Origin of the sequence: Adhaeribacter rhizoryzae, from assembly GCF_008629685.1 — a bacterium.
Lineage (GTDB): Bacteria > Bacteroidota > Bacteroidia > Cytophagales > Hymenobacteraceae > Adhaeribacter > Adhaeribacter rhizoryzae.
Genome location: NZ_VWSF01000008.1, coordinates 217,700 through 240,841, shown reverse-complemented (window position 1 = coordinate 240,841; position 23,142 = coordinate 217,700). Strand labels below are relative to the sequence as shown.

General features: G+C 44.7%; 18 protein-coding genes. 7 read left to right on the top strand and 11 right to left on the bottom strand.

Annotated elements, in window-relative coordinates:
* Positions 1-561: 561 nt before the first annotated feature.
* The 3 genes from F0145_RS12830 to F0145_RS12820 form a co-directional block, all read right to left on the bottom strand.
* A complete protein-coding gene (locus F0145_RS12830) occupies positions 562-1,617 on the bottom strand; it encodes a hypothetical protein (protein WP_150088807.1) in 1,056 nt (351 codons plus the stop codon).
* A 144-nt stretch (positions 1,618-1,761) separates the two neighbouring features.
* Positions 1,762-2,736, bottom strand: coding sequence for an NAD(P)H-quinone oxidoreductase (locus F0145_RS12825; protein WP_150088806.1), 975 nt, complete (start codon positions 2,734-2,736; stop codon positions 1,762-1,764).
* Positions 2,737-2,793: 57 nt separating this feature from the next.
* Positions 2,794-3,675 carry a PIG-L deacetylase family protein gene (locus tag F0145_RS12820; RefSeq protein WP_150088805.1) on the bottom strand — a complete coding sequence of 294 codons (882 nt, stop codon included), beginning with the start codon at positions 3,673-3,675 and terminating at the stop codon, positions 2,794-2,796.
* A 268-nt stretch (positions 3,676-3,943) separates the two neighbouring features.
* Between F0145_RS12820 and F0145_RS12815 the strand changes: the two genes are divergently transcribed.
* Complete coding sequence (locus tag F0145_RS12815) at positions 3,944-5,395, top strand: M16 family metallopeptidase (RefSeq protein ID WP_150088804.1); 1,452 nt, start codon at positions 3,944-3,946, stop codon at positions 5,393-5,395.
* Between the two features lie 12 nt (positions 5,396-5,407).
* The gene (locus F0145_RS12810; RefSeq protein WP_150088803.1) at positions 5,408-6,808 is read left to right on the top strand and encodes a M16 family metallopeptidase; all 1,401 of its coding nucleotides are present in this window, start codon (positions 5,408-5,410) and stop codon (positions 6,806-6,808) included.
* A 230-nt stretch (positions 6,809-7,038) separates the two neighbouring features.
* On the opposite strand, the gene F0145_RS12805 is transcribed toward F0145_RS12810, so the two are convergent.
* The 4 genes from F0145_RS12805 to F0145_RS12790 all read right to left on the bottom strand — a co-directional run bounded on the left by F0145_RS12805 (position 7,039) and on the right by F0145_RS12790 (position 12,747).
* Complete coding sequence (locus F0145_RS12805) at positions 7,039-7,443, bottom strand: hypothetical protein (RefSeq protein WP_150088802.1); 405 nt, start codon at positions 7,441-7,443, stop codon at positions 7,039-7,041.
* Positions 7,444-8,105: 662 nt separating this feature from the next.
* Positions 8,106-9,452 (bottom strand): Gfo/Idh/MocA family protein, encoded by a 1,347-nt coding sequence (locus F0145_RS12800; protein ID WP_150088801.1) that lies wholly within the window; start codon positions 9,450-9,452, stop codon positions 8,106-8,108.
* 191 nt (positions 9,453-9,643) lie between these two features.
* Positions 9,644-10,867: an acyltransferase family protein gene (locus tag F0145_RS12795; RefSeq protein ID WP_150088800.1), complete on the bottom strand. Its 1,224-nt coding sequence runs from the start codon at positions 10,865-10,867 to the stop codon at positions 9,644-9,646.
* Positions 10,868-11,424: 557 nt separating this feature from the next.
* On the bottom strand, positions 11,425-12,747 hold the full coding sequence (locus tag F0145_RS12790) for a polysaccharide deacetylase family protein (RefSeq protein ID WP_150088799.1): 1,323 nt from the start codon (positions 12,745-12,747) through the stop codon (positions 11,425-11,427).
* Between the two features lie 208 nt (positions 12,748-12,955).
* Between F0145_RS12790 and F0145_RS12785 the strand changes: the two genes are divergently transcribed.
* The 5 genes from F0145_RS12785 to F0145_RS12770 all read left to right on the top strand — a co-directional run bounded on the left by F0145_RS12785 (position 12,956) and on the right by F0145_RS12770 (position 18,157).
* Positions 12,956-14,182, top strand: coding sequence for an MFS transporter (locus F0145_RS12785; RefSeq protein ID WP_150088798.1), 1,227 nt, complete (start codon positions 12,956-12,958; stop codon positions 14,180-14,182).
* 472 nt (positions 14,183-14,654) lie between these two features.
* Complete coding sequence (locus tag F0145_RS26595; RefSeq protein WP_223816024.1) at positions 14,655-14,933, top strand: hypothetical protein; 279 nt, start codon at positions 14,655-14,657, stop codon at positions 14,931-14,933.
* 3 nt (positions 14,934-14,936) lie between these two features.
* The gene (locus F0145_RS12780) at positions 14,937-17,522 is read left to right on the top strand and encodes a M16 family metallopeptidase (protein ID WP_223816022.1); all 2,586 of its coding nucleotides are present in this window, start codon (positions 14,937-14,939) and stop codon (positions 17,520-17,522) included.
* Positions 17,523-17,672: 150 nt separating this feature from the next.
* Positions 17,673-17,867 carry a hypothetical protein gene (locus F0145_RS12775; RefSeq protein WP_223816020.1) on the top strand — a complete coding sequence of 65 codons (195 nt, stop codon included), beginning with the start codon at positions 17,673-17,675 and terminating at the stop codon, positions 17,865-17,867.
* Entirely contained in the window at positions 17,855-18,157 is a 303-nt protein-coding gene (locus F0145_RS12770; RefSeq protein ID WP_150088797.1) for a type II toxin-antitoxin system RelE/ParE family toxin, read from the top strand. Before F0145_RS12775 ends, F0145_RS12770 begins: the two co-directional genes overlap by 13 nt.
* A gap of 175 nt (positions 18,158-18,332) precedes the next feature.
* Here F0145_RS12770 and F0145_RS12765 read toward each other — a convergent pair whose 3' ends face one another.
* From F0145_RS12765 to F0145_RS12750, 4 genes are all read right to left on the bottom strand, one after another.
* The gene (locus F0145_RS12765; protein ID WP_150088796.1) at positions 18,333-18,884 is read right to left on the bottom strand and encodes an REP-associated tyrosine transposase; all 552 of its coding nucleotides are present in this window, start codon (positions 18,882-18,884) and stop codon (positions 18,333-18,335) included.
* Positions 18,885-19,138: 254 nt separating this feature from the next.
* On the bottom strand, positions 19,139-19,429 hold the full coding sequence (locus F0145_RS12760) for a hypothetical protein (RefSeq protein WP_150088795.1): 291 nt from the start codon (positions 19,427-19,429) through the stop codon (positions 19,139-19,141).
* Between the two features lie 151 nt (positions 19,430-19,580).
* The gene (locus F0145_RS12755) at positions 19,581-22,745 is read right to left on the bottom strand and encodes a DEAD/DEAH box helicase (RefSeq protein ID WP_150088794.1); all 3,165 of its coding nucleotides are present in this window, start codon (positions 22,743-22,745) and stop codon (positions 19,581-19,583) included.
* Entirely contained in the window at positions 22,738-23,130 is a 393-nt protein-coding gene (locus F0145_RS12750; protein ID WP_150088793.1) for a (deoxy)nucleoside triphosphate pyrophosphohydrolase, read from the bottom strand. Before F0145_RS12750 ends, F0145_RS12755 begins: the two co-directional genes overlap by 8 nt.
* Positions 23,131-23,142 lie beyond the last annotated feature (12 nt).

The window sequence follows — 23,142 nt, the reverse complement described above, 5'->3', positions numbered from 1 at the left end:
GTTATGCAGCAGACGGTAGTAACTCCGCTGCTCGGCTTCGCTCGCACTTAGCTGATGTATCACCACACTTTGCTTTTCTATTATCTTTTCTACTACTTGCTTGACCCGTCGCTCTATCCGAATATTGCTAAATATTGCATCTGCCATTTACCCCCAACAGCTCCCCGCTCCATTTTGTGTCCTAATCGTAGCCCTAAATTAGGGAAGGAGTTCGGCCGAACCATATTGTTGTGGATTAGCTTTGTTGGGAAGGTTTAAATCTAATAATTATTAAGGCTTAGAAAGGCAGTAGCTACGAAGCAGACTACAGCAGTTTGGGCGATGAGGGCCTTCTAAGGTTGTGGTGCGTAGCATTCCGAGGTACGAGGAAAACAAGCTTAGACAGCCCGAGTGACCAAACGGGGCCCCGCGGCCGGGAGCAAACTTAAACAGTAACTAACAGTTAGCACCTCAGCCTTGAAAGATGCAATCTTTCAAAAGAGAAACAGATAAACCAGGCTATTTATAGAATATCGTTAAGGAGTATTGGCATTACACTTTTATTAGAGTAGCAAGCCGCTATTATTTGTAGTGCTTTTTTGCTACATACTGTTTTAAAATCTGTTCTAATGATAAAGCATCTTCCCGGAAAAGACGTTTTTGGTACTTGATTTTTAATTTTTCTAAAAGCCGTACCATGTTAAAACCGGTGGCATAAAAATATGTGGTTTTATCTGTAAGGTACAACCACTTATCTTTCTCCTGGTTATGGTTCCGGAAATATTTATAAGATTGATACGCCGGGTCATTTTTTACTAACTTAGGATTTGGCGCTTTATTAGCAAAATTGCGGTATAAACTATACTCCACATACCTCGCCGTTCCTTCCATGGTTTCGTAAGTTTGCTCAATTGCTGTCACGTCAAAATTAAGTTGTTGTTTGGCCTGGCGTCGTCTTTGCTCGCGCAACAGAAAAAATGAGTCAATTAGGGCTTTAATTTGTTTACCATCTGCTACAGTAAGAGCAGTTAGTAATATTTCGTTTTCTTTATCTATGCTTGCTTTATACCACTTTTGCGCTTTGTAAACTTTTCTTAAGCTGTCTTCCGGAATTACGGTCATATTCTTCTGAAAATATTTAAGGTAAGCCGGATGCATAAACTGAAAACCATGAAAATATTCGTGTATTACCATGGTAGCCCATTGTTCCGTTGCGTTTACATCGTGTATTGTTTTTTGCGTAATCTCGAAGCTGCTGCAATTCATGAACGGGGACTTGTAATTATAAGCCAAGGAAGAATCGCCGAACGTCAGGCTTGTTTCCATGTGGAAAGGAAGACTATCCAGTAGTTCTGTTTTGTAAATTTTTAAATTACTAGCTTCAAAAACGAGGTTGGGTTTAAAGGAGGCAATAAACTTATTAGTAGGATTGGCAATATAACAAACGCTGTCTGTATAGTAAACTAAGGGCAAATCGTATTTTTTGTCTGCAAAACTTTTCCAGGCTGCTTTGTCAATTAGTCTTTTTAAGTTGTAGATATATTCGATTCTGTCAAATATTACCTGCTCCTTGCTGCTCGAATACGGGCCGGAAGAAAGAAATATAGATACCAAAAGCAGAAACATTACGCTCTTCATAATGACGCTATTAAGATAACCGAACACGTTTCAGCTAAAAGGCAATTAAATGCTTTTTAGGCTTTAATGCTGTTTACGCCCAATGGTTTCGCACCTAGCATACTAATTATTCTATTCTAAACTGTTTCCCACCAACGGCTGAAGCTACGCTTCTACCTTTAACACAATTTTCCCAATATGCTCACTGCTTTCCATAAGTGCATGGGCCTGGGCGGCTTCTGTTAAAGGAAACTCCTGATAAATAACCGGTACAAATTTTCTGCGCTCCAGCACTGGCCAAACGTTTTCCAGAATAGCCGCCGCAAGATCTGCTTTAAACTGGGCAGAGCGAGGGCGCAGGGTGCTGCCGGTAATGGTTAACCGGTTCCGCATCAGGTGCTGAATATTAAACTCGGCGGGTGCACCTTTCATGGCGTTAATAAATACCAACCGGCCATCCGGATGCAGCAAATTCAGGTTCTTGTGGGTATACTCGCCGCCTACCATGTCCAGGATTACGTCCACACCTTCGGCTTTTAGCACTTCGGCAAAATCTTCGGTTTTGTAGTTAATGGCCCGTTCGGCGCCCAATTCTTCGCAGCGGACACATTTCTCGGGGCTGCCGGCGGTGGTAAACACCCGGGCACCAAAGGCTTTGGCTAACTGAATGGCCGTTATACCAATGCCGCTGCTGCCGCCGTGTACTAAAAAGCTTTCGCCGGACTGCAAGGCTCCTCTTTGAAATACATTGTGCCACACCGTAAATACGGTTTCGGGCAAAGAAGCTGCTTCGGTGAAGGACCAACCCAGCGGCACAGGCAAACAATGCCGGGCATCTACTACTACAAATTCGGCGTAACCGCCGCCACCCAGCAAAGCGCACACCGCATCGCCTTGTTGCCAGCGCGTAACTTCAGTTCCTACGGATTCCACTACGCCGGCCACTTCCAGACCCGGAATATCGGCAGGTACCCCCAGTGGCGGCGGATAGCCACCCCGGCGCTGAAAAACATCGGGCCGGTTTACACCCGCCGCTTTTACCCTGATTAATATTTCGTGCGGCGCTGGTGCAGGCATTGGCCTTTGCTGTAGTTGCAGCACTTCCGGGGCACCGGGCTGGATAATAATTATAGCTTGCATACTTTGTAATAAAATTCTGAAAACTTTTAAATATTGCCTTTAAATACCTAAGCCCATTTATTTCGGCGGTAGCATCGGAAACAAGCGCCGGATATCAGCTTCAGTAGGCCTTTTGCCGTACTCGCAAATTTCGAATACTTCGGCCTGCTTGGCTTGCGCTGCCTGGTCTTTGCCGTACCATTTTTCCAACGACTGCCGGATTTCAGGGTTTATGCTCGACCAGATGAGGTATTTGTCAGCGAGCCATTTTTTACGTTCCTGCGGGTTAACTGGTACGGTTTTATCGTGGACCGTCCAAGGTAACCATTCGTACACCTGTGAAGCATGGGCATCCAGGGCGTTTACTTTTTTATCGTAAACCGCAGTAATATCAACTGAAATATCCGCCCTGGATGGGTTAGGCCGCTGGAAATCATCGTAGGAATACAAGAACAGCGGGTTGTTTGCCAGGGGCGCTACCTTAGGCAAAATATTGGGCACAATAACCAGGTAAGCGGCATCCTGCACCAGAATGCCGGTGTACCGATGGTCCGGGTGGTAATCGTTGGGGCGGGGCGCAATCACTATATCGGCTTTCCACTCCCGGATGCGCCGGATTACTTCCAGGCGGTTTTCCAGGGTAGGCATTAATTCTCCGTCGTGGTTATTCAGCACTTCGTAGGTAACGCCCAGCCGCCGGGCTACTTCGCGGGTTTCTTCCAGCCGGCGTTTGGCTAGTGCGGGTCCGTCCATTTGCTGGTGGCCTTTGTCGCCGTTGGTTAAAGACACAAACTTAACCGCGTGCCCGGCCGCCACGTACAAAGCCGCCAATCCGCCCGACGAAATATCACAATCATCGGGGTGCGCGCCAAAAACAATAACCCTAATCTTATTATTTTGTGCCGAAAGTGATTGCGCCAAAAATAAAAATAGAAACAAACAGGAATAAAGCTTTTTCATGCTGCAGATTTAAATAGGTGGTGGCCGAAAACTTAAAATATAAATTTTTTATTAATAACCGACTAATCGGGCTTTGCTTCAAATACGCAATTTGCCCAAACAAATATTATCCAATTGTAAATTGAGGCTTGGGAACTTGCATATAATTATTTAAGCCATCCGTTTACAGAAAAGAACACAGTTATAGTTTATATTATAAAAAGAATAATTATCGTAATATATTTTAATGATAAGTTATTAAATTTAACATAAACTAAACCACTAGGCTATGCGCAATAATTTACTTTTAATTCAGCAAATAAGTGTACCGCTGGCGGGTATTGTTGTGGGTGCGCTGTTGGCAATAACGGGCTGTAGCCCCAAAACAGTTACCAACCCACCGAATAACGCGGCAACGCAGGCAACACCCGCCTCCACCGAAAAAGCCACGGCCTACCAGGTGCCCGTAGAATATTATACCCTGGATAATGGCCTTAAAGTAGTGTTATCGCCGGATAAAACCGCGCCTATTGCTACTGTAGCTATTTACTACAATATTGGTTTCCGGATTGAGCCCAAGAATCGCACCGGCTTTGCCCACTTGTTTGAGCACATGATGTTTCAGGGATCGCAAAATCTAGGCAAAATGGAATTTATTCAGTTGGTGCAGAAAAATGGCGGCATCCTGAATGGCTCTACCCGGTTCGATTTTACGAATTATTTCCAGATTGTGCCGGCGCATAAACTCGAAACCATGCTGTGGGCCGAAGCCGACCGGATGCGCGGCCTGAATATTACCCAGGAAAACCTGACCAACCAACAGGGCGTGGTAAAAAACGAAGTAAAAGTAAACGTACTAAACCAGCCCTACGGCGGTTTCCCGTGGCTGGATATGCCGCAGTACGCGAATAAAAACTGGCACAACGCGCATAATTTCTACGGCGACCTGAAAGACTTAGACGCCGCCAACCTCGACGATGTAAAATCCTTTTTTAAAACTTATTATTCCCCTAATAATGCCGCTTTGGTGATAGTTGGCGATTTTGAACCATCGCAGGCCAAAACCTGGATTAACCAATATTTTAAAGATATTCCGCAGGCCACCTTGCCACCTAAAGTAGATTTAACCGAACCCCGCCAGGAAAAAGAGCAGCGTTTTTCTAAGGACGATAAGCTGGCTACCAAACCGGCTTTGGCTTTTGCTTACCACATGCCCGATAAAAACACGCCGGAATATTACGCCATGGGTTTACTGGACCAAATATTAATTCAGGGTCAGGACAGCCGTTTGTACCAGGCCTTGGTGCAGGAGCGCGGTTATTCGGGTTCGGTAGATGGCGGTATTAATTCGGGCTTAGGCAATATGTTTAACTACAATGGCCCCATGCTCTGGGATGGCAGCCTGATTTACGACAACAATGTATCGGCCGACTCTATTATTGCCGTAGTGGACCGGGAAATTAAAAAACTCGAAACGCAGGGCATTACTCAGGAAATGTTGGATTTGGCTCTAATAAAAATGCGTTCCAGCCTGTACGATCAAATCAGCCAGTTATACGGTTTCGGTAAAGCCGATTTACTCGCCAGTTTTGCCTTGTTCGACAACGACCCCAACCGAATAAATAAACTCGAAAGCGAGTTTAAAAAAGTAACCCCGGCCCTGATGCAAAAAACTATCCGGGAATATTTGCGGCCCACTAACCGCACCATCTTAACCATTAATCCGCAAGCCAAAAGTTAAAAAGTGGTTCTCATGAAAAAAGTATTTATATGCCTCATTAGTGCTGGTTTGGCTTTTAGCAGTAACAGCTTATTAGCCCAAACCCAGAAGCAAACCCCACCGGCCGGCGGTGAACCCCGTAATTTTACCTTACCCGCTAAGCAGGAATTTTCGTTGCCCAATGGTTTGCAGGCTACCCTGGTGCCATACGGCGAAATACCCAAAGTAACCATTAGCCTGGTAATACAAGTTGGCAACGTGCACGAGCAAGCCACCCAAAACGGCCTGGCCGATATTACCGGACAATTGCTGCGCGAAGGCAGTACTACCCAAAACGCCAAACAAATTGCTGAAAAAGTGGCCCGTATGGGTGGCTCGCTGGATGTAAGCGTGGGTGCTAACCAAACTACCATTTCGGGCGCGGTACTCTCGGAGTACGGCCCGGAACTCGTTAAAATAATGGCCGATTTGGTCCGCAACCCGGCTTTCCCGCAGTCCGAAATAGAACGCATTAAAAGCGATCTTAAGCGCAACATGAACCTGGCCCGTTCGCAACCCAGCCAGCAGGCCCAAACCAAGTTCCGGATGTCGCTTTACAAAGGGCACCCCTATGGCCGCGATTTACCTACCGATGCCCAGATAAATGCCTTTAACGTAGATCAGGTGCGCGATTTTTACCAACAACAGTTTGGGGCTCAGCGCTCGGCTATTTATGCCGCCGGTAAGTTCGATGCGGCCGCTATGCGCCAGGCCATTACCACAGCTTTAGACGGCTGGCAACAAGGCCCTGCCCCGCAGATTCCAATAGCCAAACCCAATACCCAAGCCGATTTACTCGTAATCGACCGGCCCGGTGCGCCCCAGTCTACGCTGGTAATTGGGTTGCCTGTAGTAGATCCGTCACACCCCGATTATTTGCGCCTACGCGTGACCAACTCACTCCTGGGCGGCTCTTTTGGTTCGCGCATTACCCGTAATATTCGCGAAAACAAAGGTTATACTTATTCGCCGCGCAGTATTATTGGCGCACGCTACCGGGTAGCCGACTGGGCCGAAGTAGCTGACGTTACGACCGAACATACCGGTAATTCTTTAAAAGAAATTGTGTACGAAATTGAGCAGTTACAGAAAGAAGCGCCCACTCCCGACGAACTCAAAGGCGTTCAGAACTACGAAGCCGGTGTTTTTGTACTCCAGAATTCTACGCCGGGCGGCATTATTAATCAGCTTAATTTTATTGATTTACACGGCCTACCCGACTCTTACCTGACTAACCAGGTACAAAATATTCATGCCATCACGCCCGAACAAATAAAAGAAACCACCAAAAAATACGTGCGGCCCGAAGACATGACCATGGTGGTAGTAGGTGACAAAAAAGTGATTGACCCGCAGCTTAAAAAATTTCAGGCCGGCAGAAAGAAGGCGATGTAGGTTTTAGTTGTTAGTTGTTAGTTGTTGGCAATTAGCTGATAAATAACACAGGTTGAGAAATCCATCTCTGTCATTCAGGAGGAACCTATTTAGCAGGTCACCAAATATGTTCCTCCTGAAGAACAGAGATGGGATCAACGCAGCAATTCTGCCTTTCTTTTATCAAGCCTATAGAATACTAATTACCTTTCTGGTTATTTCACCACAGCACTTATTAAACAGAAAAGGCTTTATAGAAATGGGTATTTGCGGAAGGATACTGTGCCCATGGCATCTTTTTCGTAAGCTGCCAAAACATATTTTTTTAGTTCCGGGCTGAAGTTTTCGGTGCCTGGCGTTACTTTAGCTGGTACAGGACTGCCCTTCCGGAAAAAGAAAACTTTGGTGTTGCCGTATTTGGTATGGGGCATAAAATTACCATACTCCCGCATTTCGGACCAAAGCGTATCGGTGAGCGTAACTGCGTAAATACGGATTATAGGGCCGGTGTTGTTCTCGTTCCGGTATAGAGCTACTTCCTCAAAATTCCCCGGCAAATCTTGTACGCCCGGCTCATTGGTAGCATCGGCAATTATCCAAACCAGCAACAAGGCTACGGCCATGCCCATTAAATATTTCCTTCTTCTTTTATTCATGCCCGTTGGAGCTTACAAGTTTTATCAAAAGTAAACGTACCGATTACAAAATTAAGTATTACTTCTTTACTAAGAAGAACACAACCGAAAGGTTTATCGGTAAAGCCGAGAGCCTTTTGCTTCGCTCCCTGTTCTATAAATATTGCCGTATCCATCACCCATCTATAACCGTAACCTCTGCAACGGCTTAAAGCACCTTTTGGCATACACAAATTAGCTCATTAGAAATTAGCCATCTACTATTCCGAATAGCATCGGCGACCCGTCATCCCGAGCCTGTCGAGGGATCTATTACAACTAGCAAGCAGGCTCATTAACTACACTTTGTAAAACGCTAGCGGAGCTTCTGAAACAAATTCCCGATTTGATTATCAGCATAGATAAAGCATTTGTAATAGATCCCTCGACAGGCTCGGGATGACCGGGAGCAGAGGCCGATCCCAATGAAACATGGGCATTCCTCTTGATTATAGTTGTTCAGGGTTATTATGGTTAATTAATTTTATCAAGTTCAGGTAATTTTAGTAAGAGTAGGTTTTTGGTTTCTGGGGTAGGTTTATGGTTTATGGAGTAGGTTTGTGGCGACAATATTGAATAGCGTTTTTGAATTTAGAAACCGCTTTTCTTCTTTTGGCTATAACCAGCAATCCTGAAATATCGAACTAAACTTTGGGTTCCCAGCCAGGCTGGTATTCGCGGGCCCAATATTTCATGGCTTCGGGGTTGTTCAGGATGTGGCCGTTCTCCGGATTAATATTTAGGGTATGGCCGGTGCGCAGGGCAATATTTCCGAGTTGGCAAAGCAAGGTACTCTGGTGGCCGCTCAGAATATCTGAAATTAGCTTAGTGCCTTTCCGGATACCATCGAGGAAATTTTGCATGTGCGGCGCATCCAATTCCTGGGCCGGACTGGTTGTGTTAAGCGAATCCATTTTTACCTGGTTCTTTACTTCTTTCAATACTTTGTTTTTCAGGTCGTAAATGGTATAAGCGTTGCCATCAATTAATAGCGAGCCATTTTCGCCGTAAAATATTAAGGCCGTGCCGCTACCCTCTACGGCTTTGCCGTTACAACTACGCCCTTCGTATAAAATACTGGTGTTATTTTTAAATTCGAGGGTAATTACCTGCGTATCGGGGGTTTCCTGATCATCCTGGTAGCGGTAGCGGCCACCGGCTGAGGTTACCCGCACGGGATAATCTACGCCTAAACCCCAGCGGGCCAGGTCTATCTGGTGCATGCCGGTATTGCCCGACTCGGCGGTACCCCAATGCCAGAACCAGTGCCAGTTATAATGTATTATGTTGTCGCGGAAGGCCCGCCGTGGTGCCGGTCCCTGCCACAATTCATAATCGAGCCACTCGGGTACAGCGGTTTCTTTGCCCTTGCCAATAGAAGGTCGGTTATTCGCGTACCAGGTTTTCACAAAATAAGGCCGGCCAATTATGCCGCCGTGCAGTTCCTTTATGGCCGCTGCCACGTTGGGCCAGGAGCGCCGCTGGTTACCTAACTGAATTACCCGGTTATATATTTTGGCCGCTTCTACCACCAGTTCGCCTTCGCGGGGATTATGACTGGCGGGTTTTTCGAGGTAAACGTGTTTGCCGGCCTGGCAGGCCAGGAGCGCTGCCGGCACATGCCAGTGGTCCGGGGCGGTAACTACCAGGGCATCCAGGTTTTTATCTTCCAAAGCTTTCCGGAAATCGGGCCGGGCTTTGGGTTGTTTTTGCTGAATTTTTCCTACGTTGGCGATGCATTTTTCAGCGGCGCGGCGGTCTACATCCGATACATACAACACCTCGCAGTTCGGTAGGGCCGCAAAGTTTTCGGCCACCGCTAATCCCCGCGAATTTACGCCCATACAAGCTACTTGTAGCCGGTCGTTGGCGCCCAGAATATTAGCATAACTACGGGCACTAAATCCCGGTAAAACACCACCAAATCCGGCTACAGCAGCTCCGGTTAAGGTTTTCTGAATAAATGCCCGCCGCGGTATTAACTCCTTCATTTTAGGAAATTGTTGAATTGTTGGATTGTTGAATTGTTAATTGTTAAATTATTAAATTGTTGATTGTTAGATTGCTGAATTGTTAATCTGATTTTCTAAATACCTGTTTCTTGATTCTTGCTACCTGATACCAACTACCAAATTCCTACTACCAATTACCAACTACCTGCTACCAATTACTAAATTCCAACCTAAACTTTCAGGAATATTTTTTGACGGTACAGGAAATAGAGGAAGAACCAAACCAGCAGCATGGCACCAAAAGCCTGGAAAACTTCCTGCCAGGGCTCCGGGGCAGGCGCATACAAACCGCCGAAAAGCAATTGGGAAGTATGCGAAAAATCAATGAAACGATAAGCCAGGTAAACAGTAATAGAATTCATGCCAATTACCATAAAAAAGAAAGCCCACTTCCGGAATTGCAGCACATCGATAACGAAATAAAAACCCGCCAGGAAAATAAGGGCCATACCGGCGGTGAGGCAAATAAAGGAACTGGACCAAAGATGTTTGTTAATCGGGAAATGCAAATCCCACAGAAGCCCTAAACTTATTGCGGCTGCGCCAGCCAGGAATAGATTTCTTAGTTTCCGTTTTTCCGACCAGCTTGAACGTAAAATATCACCGGCCATGGCACCTAATATGGTCAGGCAGATAGCAGGGAATTGCGTAAGCAGGCCTAGTTCGTCGTATGTTTTTTGCAGTAAGCGTCCGGGCAGAAAAGTACGGTCGATCCAACCTACCAGGTTGCCTTCCATGGTTAAATTACCAGCGCCATAACCCGGTACCGGAAACAGGAAAAGCGCCGCATAATACAGCACCAGAATAATTCCTACCAACGATAAACGCTTTCTGCCTGAGAAATTTAAATAAAGCAAGGTGGTAACAAAACCGGCCAAACCAATGCGGCCCAACACACTGCCCAACCGGATTTGTGATGGCTCAAAAATGGGAAAGGGCGCGTTTTTATCCAGCATACCCAAAGCAATTAAAATAACCATGCGCCAGAAAGCCTTACGGTATAAATCGGATTTGCTCAGGCCCATTTCCAAGCCCCGGTTTAAAGAAAAAGGCAGCGAAACACCCGCCAGGAACAGAAATAACGGAAAAATAAAATCGTAGAAGGTAAAGCCGTGCCAGGCCGGGTGCGTTAGTTGGTCTGCTATCCAATCTACCCAGGCTAATCCGGTTAAATTTTTCATTAACACCAGAAAGGTGCCGCCGCCGGCAATCAGCAGCATATCAAAACCCCGCAAGGCATCGATGGAGAGCAGGCGCGCAGGTTTATTTTCCGGATTGCCTGGGTGCAGGGTTTTAGCAGGCGACTTTACCCGTGCCGCCCCGGCAGCAGTTTCGGGATAAACTAATTGCTTTACGGAAGCAAACCAGGGTACAGCAGTGGGTTGGTTTTTCATGGGTTTGGTGGATATGGTTGGCTAATTAGAGTATGGGCAAGGCGGCAATCTCAATTTAAACAAAGGTGTATTAAAATAAAACCTTTTTGGGATTTAATAGCGCTGTTTTGTAGAATAGGGTCTTAAGCTTAATTTCTACTGTGGCAGCTAATATTTACTTATATCTTTTGAAAGATTTCATCTTTCAATGGGAAGGTGCTAACTGATTTTAGCTGTCTAAGTTCGCTCAAGGCCGCGAGGCCCCGTTTGGTCATTCGGGCTGCTCATCTTTCCTTTCCTCCTCCGTCGGAATGCTGCGCACCGGAAACCTGAAAGGCCCTCATCGCCCAAACTGATGTCAATTGCCAGTAGCAGCTGCCATTCACTCGTTAGTATATTATTCTCCTCTGCTATCGCGAGCGTCCCGCTCGTGATTTTTTCTTCCGGCCTCTGGCCGCTACAAATATTTATAAAATACTTTCGGCTGATACGTTATACAGGCCAGAGGCCGGAAGAAAAATGGATATTGGGCAGAGCCTCGCGCCATCAACAATATTTCATCTTATCAGGAGGGTTGGTTAAACACCCGAAAGCTCGATGGATTGGGCATTAGGCTTGGCCTGGTAAAGCACAAAGGTTCCGGTGGCATCCTGTTGGGGCTGCACACGCTGTGTTTCTTCGCCTTGTTTCACTTGCACCGTTTTCCAGTCTTGCGAAACATAAGATTTTAAAGTAAGCGGCAGGTTATACAAGTTCTTATCCAGGTCGTGGGTAAGACTAACAACTACTTTATCTGCTTTTTCCTGCACCTGCACTTTGGCGTTCATGCGTTCCCGCATATACTTGCTTACATCGCCAAAAGTAGCTACCCAAATTTTATTTTCCCGGGCTTTAATATACTCAAAATATTCTTTTAAAAGACTGGAGGACAGGGCTTCCCAGCCAATATTATCTACCCCGTGAAATACCAGTACCAGCCAGTTGTTTTGGTGCGCTGCCACCGTATCTATCCACGATTTCATCAGGGGCAAAGGTGTTTTGGTGGTAGCGCCCCGTTGCCATTGCACGTATTCTTTTTTAGCCGTACCGGGCTGCACTTTGCTGCCCCGGTTTATTTCTTCCAGGTACGGTTCGGGCATCCGGTTGCGCAGGGCGGGGTATATTTTATAGGCGTATTCCATTACCCGCTCGTTCTCGGTGCCGTAAGGGCCTTCCGCCGAAAAAGTATATTCCGGGCCTAATTGCTTCAAAATATCTTCTTTGCTCTTCTCCAGTTCGTACAACAAATTAGCTTCGTCTAAAGCTGCTAAACGGGGATGCGTAACCGTGTGGCTGGCAAATTCGTGGCCTTGTTTAGCGTAGCTTCTAATCTTATCCCAGGTTACGCCCCGGGCTTCGGCTACTTCGTTGTTACTCTGGTAGCCGGGTTTAAATTCGCCGGCCCTTACTTTTTTATATACTTCATCTATTACCTTGTAAGCTGCTGCTTCTTTGCCGGCATCTATTAAAGCGCCCGCCTGGGTATGATAATCAATGGTGCCCTGGTAGCCCAGAAAACCCACGGCCGAAGCCCGCTCAAAAAAATTCTCTTTGTTTGTAGGCTGCGTAGCCGTTTCCTGAATAATTTCTTTTACCGGCCGGCCAATAAATTTTCCCTGGTACTGCGAGCCCGGTATTTGGCCGGTAATAATAAAAAAGGTAGCCGGCAAACCCAGTTGGTCCATAATAGGCATTGCTTTGGCAAACTGGTTGGTAGAGCCATCGTCGTAGGTAAGCGAAACGGCGGCGTTCCGGCCATACTGCCATTTGGTAATTTCGGTTGTGTTGGCCAATTTTTTCGGGGAGTTGCAGGCAACCAACGCCCCCAGGACGGAAGAGAGAAAAATTATTTTTTTGAACATGGTGGATAAGGATGATTGAAGCTGGTTAAGTTAGAAAGTTAAATATTCTCGGGAGTTTTTAAAACTTCTTCGTAAAAAACAACTTTAACGGCTCTGCCGGGTTACTATTCTGGTTAGGAAGCCTGCCAGATTGGCTTTAACTTTGCGCACGGGACGGCATTTAAGCTAAAGTTTAAATAACAGACCCAAAAGAAAATAGCAAATTCCAATGAACAATACTTTATCCGGCGAAAGCGCTATTCCGCAGCAAGTAGCCCAGCAAGCGGTTTTTCCGGTGCTGTTTGCCCTCAGCTTCTCGCATCTGCTCAACGATACCATGCAATCGCTGATTCCGTCTATTTATCCGCTGGTAAAAGATTCGTTCCGGCTGGATTTTGCGCAGATTGGTTTAATTACCTTAACCTTTCAGTTGTCGGCCTCTATTTTGCAGCCTTTTGTAGGATTTTATACCGATAAAAAACCGCAGCCTTACGCACTGGCAGTGGGCATGGGCTTTACCTTGCTGGGTCTGTTGCTGTTGTCGCAGGCTGGCAGCTTTATGTTTTTGTTGTTTTCCGTGGCTTTGGTAGGTATGGGTTCGGCGGTATTTCACCCGGAAGCTTCGCGCATGGCGCACCTGGCCTCGGGCGGCCGGCGGGGCATGGCGCAGTCGTTGTTTCAGTTGGGCGGTAATGCAGGCAGTTCGCTGGGGCCTATTCTGGCGGCGCTGGTTATTGTGCCGTTCGGGCAGGTTTCTATTGGCTGGTTTTCGCTGGTAGCTTTGCTGGCCATTTTGGTTTTGTGGCGGGTAGGCCGCTGGCAGAAAAATCATACGGCCAAAATCCGCCAGAAAGCAGTTACGGTGCAACCGGAAGTTGCAACCAATCTGTCGCGGCCTAAAATTGTTTTATCGTTGGTAATATTATTAGTCCTGATTTTCTCCAAGCACATTTATCTGGCCAGCATGACGAGCTACTTTACCTTTTACCTCATCGATAAATTTGGGGTATCGGTGCAAAGCTCGCAAATGTACTTGTTCGTATTTTTGTTTTCGGTGGCGGCCGGTACGTTTATTGGCGGCCCGGTCGGCGACCGCTTCGGGCGCAAGTACGTTATCTGGGGCTCTATATTGGGCGTTGCGCCTTTTACCTTGCTGCTACCCCACGCCAATTTATTCTGGACCGGCGTACTCATTGTGCTCATCGGGGTTATTCTTTCTTCGGCGTTTTCGGCTATATTGGTGTATGCCCAGGAACTGGTGCCGGGTAAAGTAGGCCTTATTGCGGGTTTGTTTTTCGGGTTTGCTTTTGGTATTGCGGGCATTGGCTCGGCGGTACTCGGTGAAGTAGCCGACCAGACCAGCATTGGTTATGTATTTCAGTTATGCGCCTTTTTGCCGCTTATTGGGCTACTTACCGGCTTTTTACCCGACCTAGAGAAAAGCAAGCATGCCTAGCCGGCCGGCTTCATTCAAGCTGAAATAAACACTGGGCCTGTTGCGCCCAATATTAATTGGTTGATGCGCTTAAGTTATTGTAGTCCTGTTAAGCTTGTTGAAATAGCTATTAGTTATTTTACCATGCTGTTATAGTTCCTTCGACAAGTTCAGGATGGCCAATAATGTAGACTTAAGCGTATTTTCTATTTAATAGTGTTATTACTTACTGCCTAAACCGTTAGCTATTAAAAGTTACGGCACAAAATGCATTACCGCCGCTCCCCGCCTATTTTAGGAGGGGCTGGGGGTGGTAACCTTCAGAATATTCCCCCTTCAAACAGCTAATCAGCGCTAAAATAAATATTCAATTCCGGTACCGCTTTTATCCAAAATAATACTTACCTTAAACCTTACAGGGGCAAGCAATAGCCTGCGCCAATAAAATATTCAGCCTACCCAACCAGCAATATTATTAAACCCCTTGCCTGCCATGCGCACCTATAAAATCAGCTTTTCCGCTATGCTCTTAACGGCAGCCTTGTGCGGAGCCACTTTATCCTGCAAAAGCACCAAAGAAGCTTCTTCCGAAACTACTGCCAAAAAAACCGGTTCTTTCGAATTGCCTTACGAAAAGTTTGTGCTCGCCAATGGCCTGGAAGTTATTTTGCACGAAGACCACTCCGACCCAATTGTGGCGGTGGCTACCATTATGCACGTGGGCTCTAACCGCGAGAAACCCGGCAAAACCGGCTTTGCGCACTTTTTCTAGCACATGTCTTTTAACGATTCGGAAAATACACCCGTGGGCGCTAACCGGAAATTAATACCCGAGTGGGGCGGCGAACGCAACGGCGGCACCTGGTCCGATGGCACCATTTATTACGAAGTAGTACCCAAAGATGCTTTCGATAAAATAATGTGGATCGATTCGGACCGGCTAGGCTACATGATTAAAACCGTAACCGAAGCAGCGCTGGCCCGCGAAATACAAGTAGTAAAAAATGAAAAGCGGCAATCCGTAGACAATGCTCCTTACGGCTTCACCAACGAAATTATCCGCAAGAATTTATACCCCGCCGACCACCCGTATAGTTGGACCGTGATTGGCCAGTTGCCTGATTTGCAGTCGGCGACTTTAGCCGATGTAAAAGAATTTTACCACCAATATTACGGCCCTAACAACGCCACGCTGGTAATTGCCGGCCACATAAACCTAGTCGAAGCCAAAGCCAAGGTAGAACGCTGGTTCGGAGAAATCCCGAAAGGCCCGGAAGTAAAACCCATTGGCCCCAAGCCCGTTACCCTGAGCAACGTAAAATCGCTGTATTTCGAAGATAATTTTGCCAAGTTGCCCGAGCTGCGCCTGGTATTCCCGACCGCCGAAAGCTACCACCCCGATACCTATGCCCTCGAAATATTGGCCCAACTGCTCGCCGGCAACCGCAACGCGCCGCTTTATAAAATTATCGTAGAAGAAAAGAAACAGGCACCGGGCGTAAACGCTTACCAGTACAGCCAGGAACTGGCCGGTGAGTTTACTTTTCAGGTACGCGCCAATGCCAACGTGAGTTTGCAGGAAGTACATGCGGCTATCCAGGAAGGCTTGCAGCGCTTCGAAACGGCGGGTTTTTCGGATCGGGAACTGGAAAGAATCCGGGCTAAAATTGAGACCAACCTGTATAGCCGGGTAGAAACCATTTTAAGCAAAGCCTCGCAAATGGGCGAGGACAACGAATTTATCGGCGACCCCGGCTACATTACTAAAGCGGCCAAATTAACCCAGGCCGTTACCCGCGCCGATGTGCTACGGGTTTACGAAAAATACCTCAAAAACAAACCTTACGTTATGACCAGCGTGGTACCGAAAGGCCAGAAAGCATTAATTGTAAAAGGTGCCGAACCGGCAACGGTTTTCCAGGAGCAAATTGTGGCGGGCGTGCAAAACGAGCAGGTAGGCCAGGGCGAAGAAGCCCAATTCGAGAAAACCGTTACAAAGCACGACCGTTCGGAACCGCCCTTTTCCGAAGCGCCTTTATTTAAAATGCCTGCCATTTGGAACGCCGCGCTGCCCAACGGCCTGAAAGTTTACGGCATCTACAACACCGAAGTACCGCTGGTGGCTTTCGATATTACCATCCCGGGCGGGCACTACCTCGACCCGTTGGATAAAGCCGGCGCGGCCTCTTTAATGGCCCAGCTCATGATGCAGGGCACCGCCCAGAAAACCCCGGCCCAACTCGAAGAAGCCATTGATTTGCTGGGCGCCAATATTTCGGTATACAGCACCAACGAAGAAATACGCCTGCAGGCCCATTGCCTGGCCCGGAACTTCGAACCCACACTGGCCCTGGTAAGAGAAATATTGCTGCAACCCCGCTGGGACGTAGCCGAGTTTAACCGCCTGAAGCAGGCCCTCGAAACCAACCTGAAAGGACAGGAAGCCAACCCTACTGCCCTGGCCTACCAGAACTTTACCCGCCTGCTCTACGGCCCCAATCATATTATGGGTTACCCCCAGGCCGGCACCCTGCAAACGGCTGCCAATATTACCCTCCAGGATCTTAAAACTTATTACAACACCAATATTTCGCCTTCGGTAGCCGCTTTTCATGTAACAGGCGCTATTGATCAGGCAAAAGTACAGGCAGCTTTAAATACCCTGGCCGCCGGGTGGGCCGCCAAAGAAGTAAAACAACCGGTTTACCAGATTCCGGCCCAGAACTTAGGCGGCAAAGTATATTTTATAGATGTTCCCGATGCCAAGCAATCGGTGCTGTACATTGGCAAACTAACCCTTTCGGGGAAAGACCCGCAGAGCAGCCCACTTAATTTCGCGAACGTGGTGCTGGGCGGGGGTTCCAGCGGCCGTTTGTTCCAGACCCTGCGCATCCAGAAAGGCTACACTTACGGGGCCTACTCTTTTGTGCCGGCGTTAAACGAAGTAGCACCTTTTATTTTAAATACCAGTGTCCGGGCCAATGCCACGCTGCCCTCGCTGCAACTAATCCGCCAGATGCTCCGGGATTATGGCCCTACCTTTAGCGAGGCCGACGTAAAAATAGCCAAAAATCAAATTTTAAAAGGCAATACGCTGGCCTACGAGGGCCTGAACGAGAAACTGGGTATGCTGCGCGAAATAAGCAAGTACGGCAAATCTGCTAAATTTGTAGAAGAAGACCAGCAGGCCCTTATGCGCATGACCCTCCCGGATTTTAAAGCCACCATAAATAAATACATCCCGGAAAAAGAAATGGTGTACGTGGTAGTCGGCGATAAAGCCACCCAGTACAACGAGGTAAAAACCTTCGCCAACGGCCCGGTAATATTGTTGGATATGTATGGTAACCCGGTGAAATAATATAGACAGTGGTTGGTAAAAAGTTTAAGGCTGGTTTAGAAGTAACACATTTTCTACACCAGTTTAAACTTTATTAGTACCTACCTAGCCTTAAAGAATTAGCCTGCTAGTTTAATACTTCGTATATTTAGTATATTACTAAATATTAAAATGCATATAAATATGTTAACAAAGGAGAAAGTAATCAGTAGCCTGAACGATTTGCCCGAAAAGTTTTCGATAGATGAATTGATAGACAAGTTAATGTTATTACAAAAAATAGAAACCGGATTGGAGCAATCTAAAAAAGGAGAAGTCTTTTCTACGGAAGATGCCAAAGGAATGCTGAAGCAATGGTCAAAATAAACTGGACCCGCCAGGCAATAGAAAACATCCACGAAATAAGAGAATATTTTGGCCATCAATCCAAGCGATTTGCCGAAGAACTCACCGATAAATTTTTTGAGAAAGCAGAGAGTTTGGCCAAGTTTCCGCAAATAGGCAGGGTAGTTCCGGAAATAGGGAAACCAGAAATCAGGGAGGTAATTTTCAGAAACTACCGCATTATTTATCACTTGGTAAGCACTAGCCAAATCAATATTATAGCTATTCATAATAGTAACCGCCCGTTGACAGAAGAATCTTTATTTGAATAAAAGCTATGTTTTTTAATCTTTGGCTACCATACCCAAGTCAACCTATCTTGGTGCCAGTATTAAGCGAAGCATCGCTGGTGCCTATTTAGGTTAGCCACGCTGGCGCCAATGTTAAGCGAAGCGTCACTGGTGACTTTTGCTGCATGCAAGTCTTCAGACTTGCCAACAACAGCCATTATTCCAGTAACTTTACCGTCAGCATGGCCTCTCCGCCGGCGTACTGACCTGCACTGCTGTAAATATAATCTTCTGCCGTATAGCAAATGCCGGCCCGCACCGGATTTTGATGAATGTACTCCAGCTTTTGGGCCAGCAGCAGATTACTATTTAGTTCAATGGGGTGGTTATCCTGCTGCCAGAACTGGTAATGGGTATTGTTACTGTTACGGGCGCCATGCCTTCTGAAAATCCATAACATCCAATCGCGCCGGCTCTCCTGTTGGTTTTCCGCTATTGCTTTAATAATGGATACCGAAGTAAACTTTTTTAAATCGCGCAGAACATGCGAAAGATTACCGCCTTCGGAAACGCCGGCAATTAAATGGACATGGTTGGGCATTATACAATAAGCATACAGATCCAATTTTTTCTGTTGCTGGCAATAGCGTAAACTTTCTATTAATACATCTTTATAAGCTTTCCGGGTAAAAACATCCACCCAGGCCACTACCGCAAAAGTTAAAAAATACAGCTTTTGGTTATCCCGTATCTTGTATTTGGTGCTCATTTGGCAGTAGACGAAAGTCTTTTAATTATAGGTTAGGGCTGTTTACGAAAGTCGGAAGACTTTCGATCATGCAGCAGCACAAGTGACGCTTCGCTTAACACTTGCGCTAGTTGCGCTGAGTTAATGCTGATCAGCAGGAAATAGAAGTATTTGGTTTTACCAAATATGAGCAGCATCCTTTTAAAGATTAGTCTTCGCCAGATACAATAATTTAAGTCAGTCGTGACATTCCCTTGGCACCAGCTCCGCTTACCCTAAACTGATGCCAGGCGTTGGGCAGTTTCCTTTAAACCGGCTTCCGGCATAAATTCATCGGAGATGGTTAGCACCGAAAACAAGGAGCGTTGCAAATGCTTTATGCTGAGTTCATCGCCTTTCAGGGCGGCTTGTACCAGGTGCAACGATAAATCGGCGAGTAATAAGCGGCGTTTCTGCGTGTAGGCCGGCGTACCTTTCGCCGCCAGGTTTTCCAGGTAAGCCTGTTCTACGCGGCTGTGCGCTTCGGCTACCAAATCCAGCACCGCCTGTTTTTCTTCTGTTTGCATCTTTATTGGTTAAAGGATAATACAGGTAAGTTACGGGGTGGAAATATGGATTCCAATTTACATTTTTGTAAAGACATTAGGCCTGCTGCACTAAATACTGGCGTCAGAGCGAGTGCTCAATAATTTATATAAGAAATTTTCTTTAATATATTTAACCTATAGCCATCTTAGCGGCTGCTTTCCATAGAATAGGCGGTATAGGCTCTTGCAGTTCCCAATTGATATTCATTGGTTTTGAACCAGTATGTGAGATATAATTGACAGGGCCTAGGAAATAATATGGACTTGTAAATCCGTAAATATTCTTTTTCTCTTCTCTCACAAAAAGTAAGACATTCTTTTTATTCTCCTTATGCCGGATATAAGATATACCTACTGATGTTTCAGGTGCAGTTTTATTCTGAGATTGCCAATGGAATATTTTTTCATTAATAGCATAATCATCATACTGAGTGCTTGGAGAAAAATCTTTATCTGATTTATTCAAAGTAACCAGCAAAAGCTCTGTATTTAAATCTGGAATATTTACAACGCCTTCTTGCGAAGGAAAGGCTTTTTCAGGAGTAGTTTTCCCGAAAGCACATAAAATTTCATCTCTTGAATATTGTGCATGAACCTCCAAGGCAATAGCATAATCTAATTCTAATGATCTGGTTGTATGATTTAAATTACTTTTTAGGTGAGCAATAATTTCTTTCAATTCATTTACTAGAACTGGATAGTTAGCTATTTCCTTGATTCCTATATAAATACTGCTAAAACTAAATTCACTAATGCCTTTTTGCCAGATATCATAGTAAAACATTAAAGCAAATTGCTCATCTTCTTTTTGGTTGGGGGAATAAATAAAATCATTATCGATGAGGCAAGAGATAAAATTTAAATAATGAGGTGAATCAATATGTATTAAGCGTCTTAGACCTTTTGCTATTTGATGGTAATAACCTTCAGTTTCAAAAGATATGAGGCCAGCATCTTTCATTAAATCGGACCAGGTATTATATGCGTAGACGGTTCGAATATCTAACTGATGATACTGGAGAAAATTAGACAAGGTTAGCTCTCGATGGGTATGATGCCGAAATGAAGCAATCTCCTGACGGAGTCTTCTGGCATTAAAGACAGCCTGTTTAATATTATCAAGAATATAAGTTTTAGCTTGTTGCTCCATCTGAATACTGCAACCTGCTGGTAAGTGAGGAAAATTATTTTCTATTTCCTTCTGTATACTAAACCTTGATTTTCCGGCTATTGCTCGAAATTTTTCTCCAAAATTATAATTTGCATGTGCTTGACTTACAAAATCTAAAACGGTTAAACACTCCTTCCCTTCTGCTAACCTTAAGCCGCGACCTAGTTGCTGCAAGAAAATAGTAAGGCTTTCGGTGGGACGTAGGAAAATAACAGTGTCGATTTCCGGAATATCAACTCCCTCATTAAAAATATCAACTACGAAAACAAAGTTTATTTCCCCTTTAATTAGGCTTTGTCGGATATTATTTCTTTCCCCATTATTCCCGTTTCCACTAACTAAATAGGTAGCTCGATAGCCCACTTCAGTAAAGGCTTCGCTCATGAATTTTGCATGATCTCTAGACGTGCAGAAACAAAGCGTCTTTGACTCAAAAGGCGCTGTTAAATAATATTCTACTGCTTCAATTATCAAAGAAACCCTTTTTTTAGTTGATAAAAGGTTCGTTAATTCTAAAGTGTCGTATTTACCAGCATTCCATTTTACATTTCTTAGATCTACACTTTCATCTGTTATACAGAAATATTGGAATGGGCTTAACAGTTTTAGTGTTAAAGCATCTGCCAATCTAATTTCCGCAGCTATTTTATCACAAAAGTCTGGAAGCAAGCTTTTCCCGTCCATCCTTTCGGGTGTTGCCGTTAACCCTAATAAAATATTAGGTTTAAAGAGGTCAAATATTATTCTGTAAGTATCGGCTTGACTATGATGGGCTTCATCAATTACTATAAAGTCATAATAATCTTTTGGCAGCCTTTCTCGAAAGAATTCTTTTTGAGAATTAAAAGTCTGAATAGAAACAAAAAGATGCTTTAAATCACCATTCTGGGGAACATAATCCCCTACCCAAAGTTGGCCATACTCCCGAAAGCCTGAACCAAGTACAGCTCTAAAGGTAGTACGAGCTTGTTCTAATATTTCTTTTCTGTGAGCAATGAATAATAAATTTGCCTTTCCTTTTTGAGCATGATAAAAGTGATGATAATCAAAAGCTGAAATTACTGTTTTTCCTGTTCCAGTTGCTGCTACTATCAGATTTCGCTTATTCCCATAAAAATCCCTTTCCAGCTTCAGCTTTTCTAAAATTTCTTTTTGAAACGGGTATGGATTTATTTTAAAATATTCTGTTAAAGAAATAGAACTATCTCTTTGTTTTTCGTGCTGAATTGCTTCCTTAAATTTTGTTAAACCGCCAATTTTAAAATCTTCAAAATCAATACTGTTCCAGTAATGTTCAAAAGTAGCTTTTGCTTTTTCTATGATATGAAAATTTTCCTGACTTGTTACCCGTAAATTCCATTCTAAACCTTTAGTCAAAGCCGATTTAGACAAGTTGGATGAACCGATATAGGCCGTATTGAATTCAGTATTTCTTTCAAAAATATAGGCTTTTGCGTGAAGGCGCTCTGTTTGAGTTTGGTAGGATACTTTTATTTGAGTTCTGGGAAGTTTAGATAAGAAATCCAATGCACGCGCTTCTGTTGCGCCCATATAAGTTGTAGTAATTATTTTAAATTCTACATCCTCCCGTTTTGTAAACTCTTCTAATTCTTTTTCAAATATTCTAAGCCCCGACCATCTGATAAAAGATACAATCCAATAAATTTTATCCGTAGAAAGAATATCTCGTTTTATTTCGTTATCAATGGAAATATCAGAATTACTACCTGTAAAAAGGCTACTAACAGAAAGGCCTGTTTGTGGAATTTTGCGACTTAATTCCTCTTCTAGCTGCTTATCTGTTTTACCAATTTTATTCAGAACTGCAGTTAATATTTGGCCTTCTAAGGATACAAGGTTTTCACTTGAATTTAAGCTTACTTTTTCATCAACAAATTGAATAATATTGTTGCACAACTCTATTTGCTTTAGCACGTTGTCTTCTTGCCTAACTACCTTCAGTGCCAATTGAATTATTCCGATTAGGTATTCAGCAAGAACTTTAGCTGCCTCTTCTTTATCTAAGTTAGTCTGTGCAATGTAAAATTCTTTAACAGGTAACTCATTAATCTTTTTCTGTAAGGCTGAAGTTACTAGCTGTTCGTAAATACCTGCTTTAAGCATTCTTGAGAGATATGTAATGGTTTAAAATTGGGATATCTGCTTCGGCCCAATTCAAAATCTCCAATTCATTTAATTTAAGCCAAATCACTTGTTTATGTTCCTTTAAAAATATTGCTCCTGACTGGATAGTACAAATAAAAGGATACAAGCAAATTTCTTTAGAATTATCATAGGCATAAATATTGGGTGGAAGCTTCATTTTTATAGAAATTTCAACTCCCAGTTCCTCCTTTATCTCCCTAATTAAACAATCTTCTAAAGTTTCTCCTGTTTCTAATTTTCCTCCGGGAAACTCCCATTTTAAAGGAAGCTTCATTAATTCACTCCTTTGTGCACAGAGGACTTTATCATCCTTTTCTATTATGGCGCAGGTTACTTCTATCATTTATAGTTAAAG

What these genes read in the sequence shown, in the direction of transcription:
- F0145_RS12805 (WP_150088802.1), bottom strand. Translation starts at nt 7,443, where the DNA reads ATGAATAAAAGAAGAAGGAAATATTTAATGGGCATGGCCGTAGCCTTG.
- F0145_RS12775 (WP_223816020.1), top strand. Translation starts at nt 17,673, where the DNA reads ATGCATATAAATATGTTAACAAAGGAGAAAGTAATCAGTAGCCTGAAC.
- F0145_RS12810 (WP_150088803.1), top strand. Translation starts at nt 5,408, where the DNA reads ATGAAAAAAGTATTTATATGCCTCATTAGTGCTGGTTTGGCTTTTAGC.
- F0145_RS12755 (WP_150088794.1), bottom strand. Translation starts at nt 22,745, where the DNA reads ATGCTTAAAGCAGGTATTTACGAACAGCTAGTAACTTCAGCCTTACAG.
- F0145_RS12780 (WP_223816022.1), top strand. Translation starts at nt 14,937, where the DNA reads ATGTCTTTTAACGATTCGGAAAATACACCCGTGGGCGCTAACCGGAAA.
- F0145_RS12750 (WP_150088793.1), bottom strand. Translation starts at nt 23,130, where the DNA reads ATGATAGAAGTAACCTGCGCCATAATAGAAAAGGATGATAAAGTCCTC.
- F0145_RS12765 (WP_150088796.1), bottom strand. Translation starts at nt 18,884, where the DNA reads ATGAGCACCAAATACAAGATACGGGATAACCAAAAGCTGTATTTTTTA.
- F0145_RS12760 (WP_150088795.1), bottom strand. Translation starts at nt 19,429, where the DNA reads ATGCAAACAGAAGAAAAACAGGCGGTGCTGGATTTGGTAGCCGAAGCG.
- F0145_RS12815 (WP_150088804.1), top strand. Translation starts at nt 3,944, where the DNA reads ATGCGCAATAATTTACTTTTAATTCAGCAAATAAGTGTACCGCTGGCG.
- F0145_RS12770 (WP_150088797.1), top strand. Translation starts at nt 17,855, where the DNA reads ATGGTCAAAATAAACTGGACCCGCCAGGCAATAGAAAACATCCACGAA.
- F0145_RS12820 (WP_150088805.1), bottom strand. Translation starts at nt 3,675, where the DNA reads ATGAAAAAGCTTTATTCCTGTTTGTTTCTATTTTTATTTTTGGCGCAA.
- F0145_RS12825 (WP_150088806.1), bottom strand. Translation starts at nt 2,736, where the DNA reads ATGCAAGCTATAATTATTATCCAGCCCGGTGCCCCGGAAGTGCTGCAA.
- F0145_RS12830 (WP_150088807.1), bottom strand. Translation starts at nt 1,617, where the DNA reads ATGAAGAGCGTAATGTTTCTGCTTTTGGTATCTATATTTCTTTCTTCC.
- F0145_RS12795 (WP_150088800.1), bottom strand. Translation starts at nt 10,867, where the DNA reads ATGAAAAACCAACCCACTGCTGTACCCTGGTTTGCTTCCGTAAAGCAA.
- F0145_RS12785 (WP_150088798.1), top strand. Translation starts at nt 12,956, where the DNA reads ATGAACAATACTTTATCCGGCGAAAGCGCTATTCCGCAGCAAGTAGCC.
- F0145_RS26595 (WP_223816024.1), top strand. Translation starts at nt 14,655, where the DNA reads ATGCGCACCTATAAAATCAGCTTTTCCGCTATGCTCTTAACGGCAGCC.
- F0145_RS12800 (WP_150088801.1), bottom strand. Translation starts at nt 9,452, where the DNA reads ATGAAGGAGTTAATACCGCGGCGGGCATTTATTCAGAAAACCTTAACC.
- F0145_RS12790 (WP_150088799.1), bottom strand. Translation starts at nt 12,747, where the DNA reads ATGTTCAAAAAAATAATTTTTCTCTCTTCCGTCCTGGGGGCGTTGGTT.